At 70.5% G+C, this 16,431-nt stretch carries 13 protein-coding genes; 3 read left to right on the top strand and 10 right to left on the bottom strand.

Translation table 11 applies throughout. The features are described 5' to 3' along the window. Positions 1–70 precede the first annotated feature (70 nt). Entirely contained in the window at positions 71–1,387 is a 1,317-nt protein-coding gene (locus ABZ845_RS26440; protein WP_360983971.1) for an MFS transporter, read from the bottom strand. Next, on the bottom strand, positions 1,384–2,109 hold the full coding sequence (locus tag ABZ845_RS26435) for a GntR family transcriptional regulator (RefSeq protein ID WP_360983968.1): 726 nt from the start codon (positions 2,107–2,109) through the stop codon (positions 1,384–1,386). The genes ABZ845_RS26440 and ABZ845_RS26435 overlap by 4 nt, the downstream gene beginning before the upstream one ends. Before the next feature lie 207 nt (positions 2,110–2,316). Between ABZ845_RS26435 and ABZ845_RS26430 the strand changes: the two genes are divergently transcribed. Beyond that, positions 2,317–3,210, top strand: coding sequence for a D-alanyl-D-alanine carboxypeptidase (locus ABZ845_RS26430; protein WP_360983965.1), 894 nt, complete (start codon positions 2,317–2,319; stop codon positions 3,208–3,210). A 97-nt stretch (positions 3,211–3,307) separates the two neighbouring features. On the opposite strand, the gene ABZ845_RS26425 is transcribed toward ABZ845_RS26430, so the two are convergent. The 4 genes from ABZ845_RS26425 to ABZ845_RS26410 all read right to left on the bottom strand — a co-directional run bounded on the left by ABZ845_RS26425 (position 3,308) and on the right by ABZ845_RS26410 (position 9,175). After that, a complete protein-coding gene (locus ABZ845_RS26425; protein ID WP_360983962.1) occupies positions 3,308–4,735 on the bottom strand; it encodes a dihydrolipoamide acetyltransferase family protein in 1,428 nt (475 codons plus the stop codon). 10 nt (positions 4,736–4,745) lie between these two features. Continuing rightward, entirely contained in the window at positions 4,746–5,723 is a 978-nt protein-coding gene (locus tag ABZ845_RS26420) for an alpha-ketoacid dehydrogenase subunit beta (RefSeq protein WP_360983959.1), read from the bottom strand. A 1-nt stretch (position 5,724) separates the two neighbouring features. Next, a complete protein-coding gene (gene pdhA / locus ABZ845_RS26415; protein ID WP_360983956.1) occupies positions 5,725–6,915 on the bottom strand; it encodes a pyruvate dehydrogenase (acetyl-transferring) E1 component subunit alpha in 1,191 nt (396 codons plus the stop codon). 700 nt (positions 6,916–7,615) lie between these two features. Beyond that, positions 7,616–9,175, bottom strand: a complete 1,560-nt coding sequence (locus ABZ845_RS26410; protein ID WP_360983953.1) for a protein kinase — start codon at positions 9,173–9,175, stop codon at positions 7,616–7,618. A gap of 375 nt (positions 9,176–9,550) precedes the next feature. On the opposite strand from ABZ845_RS26410, the gene ABZ845_RS26405 reads away from it, so the two are divergent. After that, positions 9,551–11,158 carry a protein kinase gene (locus tag ABZ845_RS26405; RefSeq protein WP_360983950.1) on the top strand — a complete coding sequence of 536 codons (1,608 nt, stop codon included), beginning with the start codon at positions 9,551–9,553 and terminating at the stop codon, positions 11,156–11,158. A gap of 69 nt (positions 11,159–11,227) precedes the next feature. Here the strand turns inward: ABZ845_RS26405 and ABZ845_RS26400 are convergent, their stop codons facing one another. After that, a complete protein-coding gene (locus ABZ845_RS26400; RefSeq protein ID WP_360983947.1) occupies positions 11,228–11,773 on the bottom strand; it encodes a bacterial proteasome activator family protein in 546 nt (181 codons plus the stop codon). Between the two features lie 626 nt (positions 11,774–12,399). On the opposite strand from ABZ845_RS26400, the gene ABZ845_RS26395 reads away from it, so the two are divergent. Continuing rightward, positions 12,400–12,702 (top strand): hypothetical protein, encoded by a 303-nt coding sequence (locus ABZ845_RS26395; RefSeq protein WP_360983944.1) that lies wholly within the window; start codon positions 12,400–12,402, stop codon positions 12,700–12,702. A gap of 23 nt (positions 12,703–12,725) precedes the next feature. On the opposite strand, the gene ABZ845_RS26390 is transcribed toward ABZ845_RS26395, so the two are convergent. From ABZ845_RS26390 to ABZ845_RS26380, 3 genes are all read right to left on the bottom strand, one after another. Then, entirely contained in the window at positions 12,726–13,706 is a 981-nt protein-coding gene (locus ABZ845_RS26390; protein WP_360983941.1) for an NAD(P)H-quinone oxidoreductase, read from the bottom strand. A gap of 208 nt (positions 13,707–13,914) precedes the next feature. Continuing rightward, complete coding sequence (locus tag ABZ845_RS26385) at positions 13,915–15,522, bottom strand: molybdopterin molybdotransferase MoeA (RefSeq protein WP_360983938.1); 1,608 nt, start codon at positions 15,520–15,522, stop codon at positions 13,915–13,917. Then, complete coding sequence (locus ABZ845_RS26380) at positions 15,519–16,415, bottom strand: NTP transferase domain-containing protein (RefSeq protein WP_360983935.1); 897 nt, start codon at positions 16,413–16,415, stop codon at positions 15,519–15,521. Before ABZ845_RS26380 ends, ABZ845_RS26385 begins: the two co-directional genes overlap by 4 nt. Positions 16,416–16,431: the final 16 nt, after the last annotated feature.

Genomic DNA, 16,431 nt, shown 5'->3' with positions numbered 1-16,431 from the left:
CCCACGCACTGTCCCTGTCCCTGACCCCTATCCCTGTCCCTGACCCCTGTCCCTGCCCACGGCCCACGCCCTACGCCGGCACGTGCACGGTCTCCACGCGGCTGGCCACCAGCCTCTCCCGCTCCCTGCGGGCCGCCTGCCCGCGCAGCCGCAGGATCTGGCTCAGCCCCAGCGCCTGGAGCACGAACACCGCGCAGAACGCGACCGAGTAGTCGTCGCCGGTCGCGTCCAGGAGCACGCCGATCGCCAGCAGTGTCGTCATGGAGGCGATGAAACCTCCCATGTTGGTGATGCCGGAGGCCGTCCCCTGACGCTCCGGCGGGTTCGCCGGGCGCGCGAAGTCGAAGCCGATCATCGAGGCCGGGCCGCAGGCTCCGAGCACCGTGCACAGCATGACCAGCAGCCACATCGGGGCATGGGCGCCCGGGTAGGCGACCGTGGCCGCCCACGCCGCCGCAGTCGCGCCGACCGTGCCGAGCGCGAGCGGCAGCCGGGCCGCGTGGTGCCGGGCGACGACCTGTCCGTAGACCAGGCCGACGACCATGTTCGACAGCACCACCAGGGTGAGCAGTTCGCCCGCCGTCACCCGTGTCAGGCCTTGCGCCTGGACCAGGAACGGAAGCCCCCACAACAGCAGGAACACCATCGCCGGGAACTGCGTCGTGAAGTGCACCCACATGCCAAGGCGCGTCCCCGGCTCCCGCCAGGAGGCCAGGATCTGCCGCCGCACATAGGCCGATCCATGGTGCGCGAGCGGCTCGGGCTCGTACCCCTCGGGGTGGTCCTTGAGGAAGAGGAGGAGCAGCACGAGGACCACGACTCCGGCGAGCGCGCTGCCGCCGAACGCCGCCGTCCAGCCCAGCCCGCGCAGCAGCCTGGCCAGCACGAGGGTCGAGACCAGGTTGCCGGCCATGCCCACCAGGCCGGCTAGTTGCGCGACCAGCGGCCCGCGCCGGGCCGGGAACCAGCGTGTGCCGAGCCGCAGGACGCTGATGAACGTCATCGCGTCACCGCAGCCGAGCAGCGCGCGTGAGGCGAGCGCCATGGCGTACGACGAGGAGAACGCGAACCCGACCTGGCCGACGGTGAACAGGACGACACCGATGGCCAGCACCTTCTTGGTGCCGAGCCGGTCCACCAGCAGGCCGACGGGTATCTGCATCCCCGCGTACACGAGCAGTTGGAGGATGGAGAAGGTGGACAGGGCCGAGGCACCCACGTGGAAGCGCTCCGCGGCGTCGAGCCCCGCCACGCCCAGGGATGTCCGGAAGATGACGGCGACGAAGTAGACCGACACGCCGATGCCCCACACGGCGACCGCACGACGACCGCCTGGCGGGTCCCCGGGCAGGGACACGGCGCGGTGGTTCAGGGAACCGGAGCTCATCGCACCTGTCCCCGCGCAAGGTTGGAGAACCAGCTGACATGCCGGTGGACGACGGCGACGGCCGCCTCGGCGTCTCCCGACCGCAGCGCCTGAAGGATCTCCTCGTGCTCCGTCAGCGTCTTGGCGATCCGGTCGGGGTGCGAGTGCATCACCGCGACCCCCATCCGCAGCTGACGGTCGCGGAGTTGGTCGTAGAGGCGGGAGAGGATGTCATTGCCGCCACTGCGTACGATCTCGGCGTGGAAGGTGCGGTCGGTGACCGCCGCTCCGGCCAGATCGCCGGCTGCTGCCTGCTCCCTCTGCCGCTGCAGCAGTTCCTCGAGACGGGCGATCAGCCCCGGCGGCGCGGGTACGGCCTTGCGGGCAGCGTGTTCCTCGACGAGCTGACGCGTCTCCACCACATCGGCGATCTCCTGCGCGGAGACGGGCAGGACAAGGGCTCCCTTCTTCGGGTAGAGCCTGATCAGCCCTTCGACCTCCAGCCGCAGCAGCGCCTCGCGCACCGGTGTCCGCGAGACGCCGACCGCGTCGGCCAGCTCGCCCTCGGTGAGCAGTGTCCCGCCCTCATAACGGCGTTCCAGGACGCCTCGTTTGACATGCGCGTACACACGGTCGGCGGCGGGCGGCTGCTTGGCGGACGGCTTATCGGGAGCGGAGACGAGGGCTGGACCGGGACCAGGAGCAGGGGCGAGAGCGGAGGTGGCGGAGGGCAGCGAGGACATGCGCACATCATAGATACAACACGTACGCATGACGGCCGGCGTCCACGATGCGGACCGCCCCGCCCGCACCGGAATTCCTCCTCAGCAACAGCACATCCTTTTGTGCTACTCACAAGTCTGACGAGGAGGCGGCAGTGTCACCACGCCGCTTTTCAGGGGCATTTGGATGCATTCCAGCGCATCAGAGACGCAATCGGAGCGTTCGATTTGATTACCGGCATTAAGGGCGCGCGAGTTCGCAGGGCCGTAGCAGCAGCGGTCACCACCGGCGCCGTACTCACCACCGGCGCCCTCACCGCAGCGCCCGCCCAGGCCGTCACGAAGCCCTCGATCACCGCCAAGGGCGGGTTCGTGATGAACAACAGCACGGGCAAGACCCTCTTCGACAAGAGCATGGACGGCAGGCTGTCCACCGGCTCCACCACCAAGATCATGACCGCCAAGGTCGTGCTGTCGCAGCCGAACCTGAACCTCGACTCCACGGTCGTGATCCAGAAGGCGTACAGCGACTACGTCGTCGCGAACAACGCTTCCCAGGCCCACCTGATCGTGGGCGACAAGGTCAGCGTCCGGCAGCTGCTGTACGGGCTGATGCTGCCCTCCGGCTGCGACGCCGCCTACGCGCTCGCGGACAAGTTCGGCTCCGGCACTTCACGCGACGCGCGTGTGAAGTCGTTCATCGGCAAGATGAACAGCGCCGCCACGAGCCTCGGTCTGAAGAACACGCATTTCGATTCCTTCGACGGCATCGGCAAGGGCAACAACTACTCGACGCCGCGCGACCTGACGAAAATCGCCAGCAGCGCGATGAAGAACTCCACCTTCCGCACGGTCGTGAACACGCGGTCCACGCAGCAGAAGGCCACCACGAAGAGCGGCGGCTACCGCTACTACACCTGGACGAACACCAACCCGCTGCTGGGCACCTACAGCGGCGCGATGGGCGTGAAGACGGGCTCGGGCCCGGAGGCCGGGTATTGCCTGGTCTTCGCCGCGACCCGTAACGGCAAGACGATCATCGGTGCGGTCCTGGCGTCCACCTCGCCCGACAACCGCCTGGCCGACGCGAAGAAGCTGCTGAACTACGGCTTCGCCGTCTGATCCGGCGCACACACCGCGCGTGGCCTGACGCACGGCACGAAGGGGCCGGCCGCTGGAAAGCGGCCGGCCCCTTTCGCCGTGTACGGGCTCCCTGTGGTCAGGCCCAGGTGATCAGCCGCTTCGGCTGCTCCAGGATGGCCGCCACGTCCGCGAGCACCTTCGAGCCGAGCTCGCCGTCGACCAGGCGGTGGTCGAAGCTGAGCGCCAGGGTGGTGACCTGGCGGGGCTTGACCTTGCCCTTGTGGACCCACGGCTGGAGCTTGATCGCACCGACCGCGAGGATCGCCGACTCGCCCGGGTTGAGGATCGGCGTGCCGGTGTCGACGCCGAACACACCCACGTTCGTGATGGTGACCGTGCCGCCCTGCATGGCCGCCGGGGACGTGCGGCCCTCGCGGGCCGTGGCCACCAGCTCGCCGAGCGCCTCCGCCAGCTGCGGCAGCGTCTTGTCGTGCGCGTCCTTGACGTTCGGCACGATAAGACCGCGCGGAGTGGCCGCCGCGATGCCCAGGTTCACATAGTGCTTGCGCACGATCTCCTGGTTCGCCTCGTCCCACGACGCGTTGATGTCGGGGTTCCGCTTGATCGCCACCAGCAGGGCCTTGGCGATCAGGAGCAGCGGATTGACGCGCACGCCCTGAAGGTCCTTGTCCTGCTTGAGCTCCTCGACGAGCTTCATGGTGCGGGTCACGTCGACCGTCACGAACTCGGTGACATGCGGCGCGGTGAACGCCGAGCCGACCATCGCCTGCGCGGTGGCCTTGCGGACACCCTTGACGGGGATACGCGTCTCCCGTACGCCGTCGTACGTCACCACCGGCGCCGGCGCCGGGGCGGCGGCCGGCGCCCCGGCGGCAGCGGGGGCCTCGGGTGCCACAGCGGGCGCCGTCGTGGTCGCCACCGCGGCGTGGACGTCCTCACGCGTGATGATCCCGTCCGGACCCGATGGGATCACCGTCGCCAGATCGACGCCCAGGTCCTTGGCGAGCTTGCGCACCGGCGGCTTCGCGAGCGGGCGGGGCTGCTTGCCGTGCCCGTTCAGCTCGCCCTGGAGCGCGGCGCCCGCCCGGAGGGTCTCCTCAGCGGCCACGGCCGTCGCGGCCGTCTTGCGGGGGCGGCGCCGGGTGGAGGACTCGGCGACGCCGTACCCGACGAGGACCGGCTTGCGGCCCTGCTGCTTGGGCTCCTCGGCAGGCGCCGGGGCCTGCGCGACAGGCGCAGATGTCTCCTCGGCGGGCTCCTGTGCCGTCTCGGCGGGGGCGCCACCGGCCACGTCGACCGCGATGATCGCGGTGCCGACGTCCACCGTGGTGCCCTCGGGGAAGCGGAGTTCGCGGACCACACCGTCGTACGGGATGGGCAGCTCGACGGCCGCCTTGGCCGTCTCCACCTCGCAGACGACCTGGCCGTCGGTGACCGTGTCGCCCACCTGCACGTACCACTTGAGGATCTCGGCCTCGGTGAGTCCCTCGCCCACGTCGGGCATCTTGAACTCACGCACGGACGCGTCAGTCATCGTCGTCACGACCTTCTCCTCAGTACGCCAGGGCGCGGTCGACGGCGTCGAGCACCCGGTCGAGGCCCGGCAGGTACTCCTCCTCCAGCCGCGCCGGCGGATACGGGGCGTGGTAGCCGCCGACCCTCAGCACGGGGGCCTCCAGGTGGTAGAAGCACCGCTCCGTGATGCGGGCGGCGATCTCCGCGCCCGAGCCGAAGAACACCGGCGCCTCGTGCACCACGACCAGGCGGCGGGTCTTCTCCACGGATGCCTGGATGGAGTCGAAGTCCACGGGGGAGACCGAACGCAGGTCCAGCACCTCGAGGGACTTGCCCTCCTCCTCGGCCGCGGCCGCGACCTCCTGGCACAGCTTCACCATCGGGCCGTAGGCCACGAGCGTCAGGTCCGTGCCCTCGCGCACCACGCGCGCCTTGTGCAGGGGGCCGGGGAACGCCTCTGCGTCGACCTCACCCTTGTCCCAGTAGCGCCGCTTCGGCTCGAAGAAGATCACCGGGTCGTCGCTCTGGATGGCCTGCTGCATCATCCAGTAGGCGTCCGACGCGTTCGACGGGGAGACGATCTTCAGACCGGCCACGTGCGCGAACAGCGCCTCGGGGGACTCGCTGTGGTGCTCGACCGCGCCGATGCCGCCGCCGTAGGGGATACGGATGACGACCGGCAGCTTGACCTTGCCCAGCGAGCGCGCGTGCATCTTCGCCAGCTGCGTGACGATCTGGTCGTACGCCGGGAACACGAAGCCGTCGAACTGGATCTCGACCACCGGGCGGTACCCGCGCAGCGCCAGGCCGATCGCCGTGCCGACGATGCCCGACTCGGCGAGCGGGGTGTCGATGACCCGCTCCTCACCGAAGTCCTTCTGCAGTCCGTCGGTGACACGGAAGACGCCGCCCAGCTTGCCGACGTCCTCGCCCATCACCAGGACCTTGGGGTCCGACTCCAGAGCCTTGCGCAGCGACTCGTTGATCGCCTTGGCCAGTGCCATCTTCTCGGCCATGTCACTGTCCCCCTTCCGCGTCCGCGAACGACGCCTGGTAGGCGGCGAACTGGGCGCGCTCCTCGTCGACGAGCGCGTGCCCGTCCGCGTACACGTTCTCGAAGATGGCGAAGTGGTCCGGGTCCGGCATGGCACGGACCGCTTCGCGTACTCGCCTGCCCAACGCCTCGGACTCGGCTTCGAGTTCCGCGAAGAATCCCTCGTCCGCGTGGTTCGAGGCTTCCAGGTACCGGCGAAGGCGCAGGATCGGGTCCTTCGCCTCCCAGGCCTGCCGCTCCTCGTCACCGCGGTAGCGGGTGGGGTCGTCGGAGGTGGTGTGCGCACCCATGCGGTACGTGAACGCCTCGACCAGGGTCGGGCCCTCGCCGTTGCGCGCCCGCTCCAGGGCCTGCTGGGTGACCGCGAGGCAGGCCAGCACGTCGTTGCCGTCGACCCGCACGCCCGGGAAGCCGAACCCCTGCGCACGCTGGTAGAGCGGCACGCGGGTCTGCTTCTCGGTGGGCTCGGAGATCGCCCACTGGTTGTTCTGGCAGAAGAACACGACTGGCGCGTTGTAGACCGCGGCGAACGTGAACGACTCCGCCACGTCGCCCTGGCTGGAGGCACCGTCACCGAAGTACGCGATCACGGCCGAGTCCGCGCCGTCCTTGGCGACGCCCATGGCGTAGCCCGTGGCGTGCAGCGTCTGCGAGCCGATCACGATCGTGTAGAGCTGGAAGTTGTTGCTGTTGGGGTCCCAGCCGCCGTTGTTCACACCGCGGAACATGCCGAGCAGATTCGTCGGGTCGACTCCGCGGCACCAGGCGACCCCGTGCTCACGGTAGGTCGGGAAGACGTAGTCGTCGTCGCGCAGGGCGCGGCCCGAGCCGATCTGGGCGGCCTCCTGGCCGAGCAGCGAAGCCCACAGGCCCAGCTCGCCCTGGCGCTGCAGGGAAGTGGCCTCGGCATCGAAGCGGCGGGTCAGCACCATGTCCCTGTACAGACCGCGCAGCCGCTCGGGCGTGATGCCCTCGACGTACCGGTCGTACTCGGCGTTCTCGACCCGCTCGCCCTCCGGCGTCAGCAGCTGGACGAGTTCCGTCTCGGCGCCCTTCTTGGGCGTGGTGCGGCTGGTCCGCTTGGTGCCGGTGGTGCCGGCCTTGCTTCCGGCGCTGCGTCGCGGCTTGCGCGCGGCAGTGCTCTCCACGGTCACGTGTGCTCCTCCGTCGGTCCGGCCCCCGGGTTCGCCGGGTGCCTGGGGGTCCCTCGGCCCGCTGGGGGCCGTTGAGAGCGGCTCGCCTGCAGCGCACGGACGCACGGGGTGGGGTGCGATCGTTCGAGACAGACGTGACAGGTGCCCCGGCGAGCACCCTGCAAAGGGCACGTTACCCAGTGCGCCACATTTCTGTGAAACCCCTCCTGACCTGGGATTTTGCTTGGATATCCAAGTAAATCGAGTAAGTCGGGCACAGATGCTGGTCACAGCCTTGCAGGGGGCCGGAACAACGGCACGTTATCCCGCTCACCTGGAGCACGGGAAGACATGACTTTTCGGCGCAGTCCATGGCACGCAAAGTCCACGGGCGCACTAAATGTGACTGAATGCGACTGTCTGTGAAAAGACCCAGCTCACACGCATGAGGACCGACCGACGACGATCAGGAAAGGCCGTCCTGCGGCGACCTTACGAATGGGCAAACAGACAGGAACGATGCCCTGTGGCCGCCGGACGGACGGACGAACAGGCAGGAACCACGCCCTGTGACCACGGACGGACGGACTTACGGGCAGGAACCACGCCCTGCGGCCACGAACGGACGAACAGGCGGGAGCGACCGCACGGCGGCCTGCGCGAGTCCCCCGGGGTGACAGGTAGCCGGCGCGAGCCGGCGGCCGGAGTGCCCCGCCAGGGGTCAGAGCGGCCCCTGCGAGCCCCCGGGGTCGCCGACGGACAGCGACGGATCCGGGGTGCCGCCACCGTCGGGCGGCGACTGGGAGGGGTCGCCCGACGGGGTCGACTGGGAGGGCTGGCCGGTCGGCTGGTCCGGAGTCGTCGACTGAGCGGGCGACGGGTCCTCGGTGTAGCTCTGGCTCGGCGTGTACGAGGGCGTGTAGCCCGGGTCGCCGCCCGGGTCCGTGGCATCGCTCGTGGACGGGTCGGTCGTGTCGTCCGTCGGCGTATCGCTGGGCGTCGTCGCCTCGTGGGACTGCGTGGTGGCGTGCGACGGCGTGTTGTCGGTCCCGCTGCCCTTACCGCCCGTGTTGTTCAGCGCCAGGGCCACGCCTGCAGCGATGGCGATCACCGCGAGAACCGCGAGGATCCACAGCTTGCCGCGGCCGCTGCCCCGGTTGCCGTGGCCCTCGAAGCCGCCGTCGTCCCCGCCGCCGTAACCGGAGGGCAGGATCGGCTGCGGGATCTGCGCGGTGCCGAGCGTACCGGGATGCTGCATCGCCGCAGTGCCGGTGAAGCCCCCGGCCGGGGTCTGCCGCCCGCCGTGCGTCTCGACCGGGCCGGTGTTCCAGGTGCCCGTGTGACCGCCCTGGTCGTACAGCATCTGCAGGGCGTACTGGACCAGCCCGCGCATCTCCTCGGCGGTCTGGAACCGGTCGTCCGGATCCTTCGCGAGCGAGCGCATCACCAGCCCGTCCAGCTCCGGCGGCGCCACGCCCTCCGAGGTCGCCGACGGGGGCACCGGCATGTCCTGGACATGCTGGTAGACCACGGACAGCGGCGTCTCACCGACGAAGGGGGGCCGCAGCGCGAGCAGTTCGTACAGCAGACAGCCCGTCGCGTACAGGTCGGAGCGGTGGTCGACGGCCTTGCCGAGCGCCTGCTCGGGCGACAGGTACTGCGGGGTGCCCATGACCATGCCGGTCTGCGTCATCGTCGTGGACGCCCCGTGCAGGGCGCGCGCGATGCCGAAGTCCATCACCTTCACGGCGCCGTTGTTGGTGATGATGACGTTCGCCGGCTTGATGTCGCGGTGCACGATGCCGTGCTGGTGCGAGTAGGCGAGCGCCTCCAGGACGCCGGAGGTGATGATCAGGGCCTGCTCGGGACCGGGGGCCTCGGCGTTGAGCAGCAGATCGCGGATGGTACGGCCCTCGACCAGCTCCATCACGATGTACGGCACCGACTGGCCGCCCACGAAGTCCTCGCCGGAGTCGTACACGGCGACGATCGCGTGGTGGTTGAGGCCGGCCACCGACTGGGCCTCGCGCGTGAACCGGGCCTTGGAGACCGGGTCCTCGGCGAGGTCGGAGCGGAGCAGCTTGACCGCGACGGTCCGTCCCAGACGCACGTCCTCGGCCGCGAAGACCTCGGCCATGCCACCACGGCCGAGTCTGTGGGTCAGCCGGTAGCGGCCGTCGCCGACCAGCCCGCCGTTGCCCCACATCTCCGGAGCGTCCGACATCCCGCCGCCAGTCGACTCGGGGTCGGACGGGCCCTGGGCGCTCTGCGTCTGTGCCATCGGTCCTCGCCGTCGTTTCTGTCCGCGGTCCGCGCGGTGTTGTTACGGTCTCCGTCGAGCCACGCTACAGGCTCCGCGCGCGGCACCGGTCCGAGATGGAATCGAGATGGACCGGACATCAAACATCGGGCTGGGTTCCGGATGCAAATTCCGTGTACCGCCCGTACGCCCCCTGTAACGCTTGCGCGACGCTTCCTTCGCGTACGGTCACGGAACGGGCACCGAGCTTGACGTGTCACTGCCCTGGGGCAGACTTGGCTGGAACGCCCAGTCGATCACGGAGCATTCGCGTAGATCGCAGTAGACACGAATATCGATCACGGACCGCGGGAGCGCAACTAGCCGCCGCCGCAGCGCCGATGGGGGACGCAGAACATGAGCCAGGACGGCGCACAGGGCCGGTTTGCGGGGCGAGCGGTCGCCGGGGGCCGCTACCAGCTGCGCGACGTGCTCGGTGAAGGCGGCATGGCCTCGGTGTACCTCGCGTACGACGCCGTCCTCGACCGTCAGGTCGCCGTCAAGACGCTTCACACCGAACTCGGTCGCGAACAGGCATTCCGCGAGCGGTTCCGCCGCGAGGCACAGTCCGTGGCGAAACTCACGCACACGAACATCGTCTCTGTCTTCGACACCGGCGAGGACGAGCTCGACGGTCTGACGACCCCCTACATCGTCATGGAGTACATCGAGGGCCAGCCGCTCGGCTCGGTTCTCGACGCGGACATCCGGCAGTACGGCGCGATGCCCGTCGACAAGGCGCTGAAGATCACCGCGGATGTGCTGGCCGCGCTGGAGATCAGCCATGAGATGGGCCTGGTCCACCGGGACATCAAGCCGGGCAACGTGATGATGACCAAACGGAACCTGGTCAAGGTGATGGACTTCGGCATCGCCCGTGCCATGCAGTCCGGGGTCACGTCCATGACGCAGACAGGCATGGTGGTCGGCACACCGCAGTACCTGTCGCCGGAGCAGGCCCTCGGCCGGGGCGTGGACGCGCGCAGCGACCTGTACTCGGTCGGCATCATGCTGTTCCAACTGGTCACCGGACGGCTGCCGTTCGACGCGGATTCGCCGCTCGCGATCGCGTATGCGCATGTGCAGGAGGAGCCTGTCGCTCCTTCCTCGGTCAACCGTTCGCTGCCCCCCGCGGTGGACGCCCTGGTCGCCCGCGCGCTGAAGAAGAACCCCAACGAACGCTTCCCCAACGCCGAGGCTATGCGCGACGAGTGCCTGCGTGTCGCCGCGTCCGTGACGGCCGCCCCGCCGAGCATCGTGGCGGGCGCGCAGACCGCCAGCGGTGCCGGTGTGGGCTCCGCGGTCTTCCCGCCAGTCGGCCAGACGCCGGCTACGGCGAGCCCGGTGCAGACGCCGTACCAGCCGGGCCCCTACGCGAGCCCGGCCCCCGCGCCGTCGTACGGCTACCCGCAGCAGGGCGGCTACCCGGCGCCGCCGCAGACGGCCGGGTACGGGCCCCAGCCGGCGCCGACCCCGCCGCCGTACAACCTCGGCCAGCCGGCTCCCGTGCCCGCCGCGAGCGGGCGGAAGGGCAACCGGGCCGTGGTCATCGGCTCGGTGGTGGTCGCCCTGGTCGCGATCGCCGGACTGATCACGGCCCTGTCGCTGCAGAGCGGGGGCGACGACGTGCACGGCCAGGGCACCGACAGCCCGTCCCCGACGGTGGTCAGCGCCCACAAGGGCCCGGACCCGACGAAGACGATCGACACGGCGAAGTGCACCGATCCGGAGAAGTCGTACAACGACCCGAAGAAGATCGAGCTGCCGGACTTCACCTTCAAGTACATCAAGTCCGTCAAGTCGTGCTTCCAGGCCGCCGGTTGGTCGATGCAGATCAAGTACGTCGACGAGAACACGTACGGCGAGGGCACGGTCATGGACCAGTTCCCGGCCGCCGATACGGAGGTCGACCCGAAGAACATGCCGGAGATCGTGCTCAACGTGTCGACGGGCAATCCGTCGTGACCCGCGCCTGACACAACACGATGGCCCGGCACCGCGAAGGTTGCCGGGCCATCGCATGACCTGGGGTCTTCAGAGGTAAGGGCCGCCCGAGCGGCCTCCCGTGTGCGGGTCCTCCTCGCCGTCGGGCATCCCGACACCCGGAGGCAGTGCACGGCGCATCTGCTCCAACTGCGCCCGCGCCGCCATCTGCTGGGCGAACAGCGTGGTCTGGATCCCATGGAAGAGACCCTCCAGCCAGCCCACCAACTGCGCCTGAGCGATGCGCAGTTCCGCGTCGCTCGGGATCACGTCGTCCGTGAAGGGCAGGGAGAGCCGCTCGAGTTCCTCGACGAGTTCGGGCGCGAGGCCGTCCTCCAGCTCCTTCACCGAGCTGGCGTGGATCTCCTTCAGGCGCTGCCGGCTCGCCTCGTCCAGAGGAGCCGCGCGCACTTCCTCCAGCAACTGCTTGATCATGCTACCGATACGCATGACCTTCGCGGGCTGCTCCACCTGCTCCGTCACCGGGATCTCGCGGGAGTCATCGTCTCCGGCGCCACCGAGCGCCATTCCGTCCTGGCCCACGACCAGGATTCTCTGAGCGTTCTCCGACGACCTGTCGTTCCTCGGCATCTCCATGCCGCCATTCTCTCGCACCGGCACATCACACCAGCCATGTGCCCCCGGCAGTGCGTGATCCACCCTGCGGTGTCCGCCAGTCGGACCCCGCTCGGTGCTCCGTGGCCGTACGCCGAGATGCCGGACGCCGCGGTCCATGTGACGCTGAAGCCGTTGATCTTGCCGCCCGAACACGGGAGGAGGTCGTCACACACATGGTTTCAAGGCTGTGTACGCCGTCCGCGTTCCGCATACCTCGTATACCTCGCGTACTCCGCGTACTCCGCGTACTCCGCGTACTCCGCGTACTCCGCGTACTCCGCGTACTCCGCGTGGTCGTTCTGCCGCCGGTCCTCACGACGACCGCCGTCCTGGGCGCGGGCGTATCCGCCGCGTCCGTCCCCATCTCCGGCTCTCGGCCGGCATCCGACTCGCGCCTGGTGTCCGCCTCTCGGCCGGTATTCGCCTCTCGGCTGACGGAGTCTCCCTCCGCGGCATTCCTGCTTACGGCGTCCTTCAGTACGGCGCCCCCGGGACGCGCGGGTCCGCCCGCCGCCGGGCACCCCGCTGTTCCCCTCTCCTTCCTCCTCCCGGTCCGGCCCTCGCCCCACCCCTCACGCGCCGGCAGCTGGGCGGGAGAAGGGCGGTTGCGACCCGGGCGGCCCGAACCCGAGACACAGGACGAGACGGACGAGCCGACCTACACGGACCGGGACCCGTCGGCGCCGCCGGGTTCCCCGACCCGCACCCCTGACGCCAGCGGCGCCGCGTCCTCGGCAGTGGCCGACCCGGCCGCCTCCCACACCGCATCGCAGAACCCCGCAGTCACCGCCCGGGGGCCCGCTGCCTCGGAACCCGTGGTGGAGATCCTGCCCCTCGGCAGCGGCCTGGTCCTCGTCGGTACCGGCCTGGCGCTGGCGCTGCTGGCCCTGCGCCTGCGCCGGGAGTGATCCGCTCAGAGCTTGCAACTCGTCTACGGCACCACCAGCAGAAGCTTCCCGATGTGCCCGCTCTCCTCCATCACGCGGTGAGCCGTGGCCGCCTCGTTCATCGCGAGCTCGCGGTCGACGACCGGGCGGACAGCGCCGGAGGCGACCAGCGGCCAGACGTGCTCGCGCACCGCCGCCACGATCACCGCCTTCTCACTGAGCGGACGCGCCCGCAGCGAGGTCGCCGTGATCGCCGCCTGCTTGCGCAGCAGCATGTTGATGTCCAGCTCGCCCTTCGTCCCGCCCTGCATGCCGATGATCGCGAGCCGCCCCTTCACCGCGAGCGCCTGGATGTTGCGCTCCAGGTACTTCGCGCCCATGTTGTCGAGGATGACGTCGGCGCCCTCCCCGGCGGTGGCCTCGCGGATCTCCTCCACGAAGTCCTGCTCGCGGTAGTTGATCAGCACGTCCGCGCCCAGTTCCGCGCAGCGTTCCAGCTTCTCCTTGCTGCCCGCGGTGACCGCGACCCTGGCGCCCAGCGCCTTGGCCAGCTGGATCGCCATGGTGCCGATACCGCTGGTGCCGCCGTGCACGAGCAGCGTCTCATCAGGACGCAGGTGGGCGACCATGAACACGTTCGACCAGACCGTGCAGGTCACCTCGGGAAGTGCGGCCGCCTGCCGCACATCGAGTCCCTGGGGGACGGGCAGCAGCTGCCCCGCCGGGACGACCACCTTCTCGGCGTAACCACCGCCCGCGAGCAGCGCGCACACCTCATCACCGACGGCCCAGCCCGAGACACCGTCACCCAGTGCGGAGATCCGCCCCGAGCACTCAAGTCCTGGGTAGAGGGAGGCACCGGGCGGCGGGTTGTAGAAGCCCTGCCGCTGGAGGACATCAGCGCGGTTGACGGCACCGGCCACGACATCCACCAGCACCTCGCCCTCGCCGGGGACGGGATCGGGGACTTCGGCCCACACCAGCGCCTCAGGCCCACCGGGTTCAGGAATTGTGATCGCGTACATGGAGAGGACGCTACTCGTCGTGCCGCGACCGCCTCTCACCAGAGCCGACGCCACGCCCGAGAGGCCCTCCCCGACGGTCGCCGTACGGTCTCCGTCACGGCTTCGGTCTGCACCGTCTCTTCCCGAACCGGACGTTTCACGTGAAACATCGCCGGCTCCGGCCCGCCACACGCTCATCTGCCGAGTCCGGATCCGGGAGACGGGAACCTCATCCCGCCAAGGCCTCCGGCAGATGCAGCAGTTCCAGTTCCTGCCCCGGCAGGGCACCGCCCGGCGGTACGACCGCGAGGGCGTCCGCGGCGGCGATACCGCGCAGCATGGCCGGGCCGTGGTAGTGCAGCGGCACCGCATGGTCGGCATGGACCGCGACGGGGATGAGCCGGGTGTCGTCGGGGTGGCCGTGCACCGCGTCCCGCACGGGCAGCGTGCAGGACTCCGGGGCCAGACGACCCCCTAGGCCCCGCAGCAGTGGCTCGGCGAGCGTGAGCAGGCCGGAGACGGCCGCGAGCGGGTTGCCGGGCAGGCCGACGAGGTGCTGGTCCTCCCGGATGCGGGCGAGGAGCATCGGGTGGCCGGGGCGCACCTTCACACCGTCGATGAGGAGTTCGGCCCCTGCGCGGCGCAGAGCGGGATGCACATGGTCGACCGGGCCCGAGGCCGTGCCGCCGGTCGTGACGATCAGGTCGGCCGCCGAGGACGTGACCGCCTGATACAGCTCCTCGGCGTCATCCCCCAGTCCCCGGACGGCCCGCACGTCAGCGCCGAGGGCACGCAGCCATGGCGGGAGCATCGGGCCGAGGGCGTCCCGGATCATGCCGTCCCTGGGCATCCCTTCGGTGAGCAACTCATCCCCCAGTACGAGCACTTCGACCGACGGCCGGGGCCGCACGGAGAGGGTGTCGTATCCGGCGGCCGCGGCCAGCCCGAGCACCGCCGGGGTGACCTGGGCACCGGGGGGAAGCAGTTGGTCACCGGCGTGGCATTCCTGCCCGCGCGGCCGGATGTCCTGCCCGTGTACGACCCTTGGGGTCCCTCCCGCCCTGGCGGAACCGAGACTCTGAGGGAGGGCGGCGTGCAGCCGCCCCTTGTCGTCGCGCCGCCCGTGTTCGCTGCGCAGCACGGCGGTGGCGCCGGACGGGATGCGCGCACCGGTGGCGATCCGTACCGCCTCCCCGTCCCCGAGGGGCGCCGGCTCAGCGTGGCCTGCGAGGACACCGTCCTCCCGTACGTCCCAGGGGCCGGGGCCCGCGACCGCCCAGCCGTCCATGGCCGAGGTGTCGAAGGAAGGCAGGTCGGACAGGGCTTCGAGGGGCGCGGCGAGGACCAGGCCGAGGGCGGCCTCGAGGGGGACGGTGACGGGATCCCCGAGTGGCACCCCATGAGCGGCTCGTCCGGCGATGACTCGGGCCCGGGGCCACGGCGTGGCGTCGTGGCGGGCCTGATGTCGCGTCGTGGCCCCGGCGGGGGCCGCGGCATCGTCGCCCTGGTCCCCGAGGGACTCCTGGATGCCGTTGCGCGGCCCGGGGCGGGCCGCGGGTCCGGGCGTACCGCCCTCGGGTCGCCGGCCCGGCGAGTCGGGCTCGGGCGCCGGGCCGAGGCGCGACTCCGGGTCCCGGACGAGGGCGAGGGCCTCTTCCAGGTCCAGATCGTGCTGGTCCTGGGAAGGACGGGCGGGGCGGGCCTCACGCGGACGGCGCAGGCCCCCGCTGTCGTTGGCCACGGCCAATGCCTCCTCCACGTCGTGTTCCTCGATGTCCTGGCGTCCGGTGCCCAGGCTTCCGGTGTCCAGGTGTCCCTGGGCGCCTCCGCCGGTCATCCGGCGTCCGGCCCGGCTCCGGCGGCGTCCCCGGCGGCCTCCTCCGCCCAGCGCAGGGCGAGCGCTGCGGCCTTCCTGACGGCCTCGGCGACCTCCTCGGGCCCGCCGCCGGTCTGCGCGGCGGCGTAGCCGACGAGGAACGTCGTCAGCGGCGCCGCGGGGCGGGCGACTCCGTGGGCGGCGTCACGGGCGAGGTCGAGGAGGGCGGCGGTGTCGACGTCGAGGTCGATGCCCAGTTCGTCCTTGACTGCGGAAATCCATTCATCCAGCACATGCCCATGCTCCCTGATGCGTGAGCGGGCGGCGGCGATGTCGTCCCAGGTGTCGCAGTCGAAGGACGCGACGGGGTCGGGGACACGGGTGAGGTCGAGCCCTGCGACCAGGTGCCGCAGCGGAAGGCCGGTCAGACCGGCGTGTGCGCGGGCCAGCCGCGCCAGTTCGCGGCGCAGGGCCGCGCTCCGGTAGGCGGCGACGAGGGGCTGGTCGCGGCCGTCGGTGTCGGTGAGCACCGCTCCCTCGGCGCCGCGTTCTCCGAGGCCGCCCAGCAGCCGTCGTACCGTCGCCGTCTCCAGGAACGGCAGATCGGCGGAGAGCACGACGACATGCGCGGCCGTGGTCCGCCTCAGGCCCGCGTCGAGAGCGGCGACCGGTCCGGCGCCGGACGGGTCCTCGCGTGTCCAGACCACGGGGCGCGCGGTGGGTCTGGGGTCGGCGACGACCACCGTGGTGGCCGCGCCGGAGCAGGCGGCCAGCACGCGGTCGAGCAGTGCGCGTCCGCCGACACGCACACCGGGTTTGTCGGCCCCGTCGAGCCGGCGTGCGGCACCCCCGGCGAGCACGACGGCGTCGTACTCGCCGGCGCCGGGGCCGCCGGGCGTCTCGTACTCGGTCATGCCCCGAGTATGGGCG

The organism is Streptomyces sp. NPDC047022, assembly GCF_040644155.1.
Classification (GTDB): domain Bacteria; phylum Actinomycetota; class Actinomycetes; order Streptomycetales; family Streptomycetaceae; genus Streptomyces.
The sequence above is the reverse complement of the archived record's forward strand: the minus strand, read 5'-3'. Positions and strand labels throughout refer to the sequence as shown.

Bases quoted from the DNA above. Each gene is read 5' to 3' on its own strand.
- ABZ845_RS26440 (WP_360983971.1), bottom strand. From the start codon at position 1,387: ATGAGCTCCGGTTCCCTGAACCACCGCGCCGTGTCCCTGCCCGGGGAC.
- ABZ845_RS26435 (WP_360983968.1), bottom strand. From the start codon at position 2,109: ATGTCCTCGCTGCCCTCCGCCACCTCCGCTCTCGCCCCTGCTCCTGGT.
- ABZ845_RS26420 (WP_360983959.1), bottom strand. From the start codon at position 5,723: ATGGCCGAGAAGATGGCACTGGCCAAGGCGATCAACGAGTCGCTGCGC.
- ABZ845_RS26410 (WP_360983953.1), bottom strand. From the start codon at position 9,175: ATGGCACAGACGCAGAGCGCCCAGGGCCCGTCCGACCCCGAGTCGACT.
- ABZ845_RS26405 (WP_360983950.1), top strand. From the start codon at position 9,551: ATGAGCCAGGACGGCGCACAGGGCCGGTTTGCGGGGCGAGCGGTCGCC.
- ABZ845_RS26400 (WP_360983947.1), bottom strand. From the start codon at position 11,773: ATGGAGATGCCGAGGAACGACAGGTCGTCGGAGAACGCTCAGAGAATC.
- ABZ845_RS26390 (WP_360983941.1), bottom strand. From the start codon at position 13,706: ATGTACGCGATCACAATTCCTGAACCCGGTGGGCCTGAGGCGCTGGTG.
- ABZ845_RS26385 (WP_360983938.1), bottom strand. From the start codon at position 15,522: ATGACCGGCGGAGGCGCCCAGGGACACCTGGACACCGGAAGCCTGGGC.
- ABZ845_RS26380 (WP_360983935.1), bottom strand. From the start codon at position 16,415: ATGACCGAGTACGAGACGCCCGGCGGCCCCGGCGCCGGCGAGTACGAC.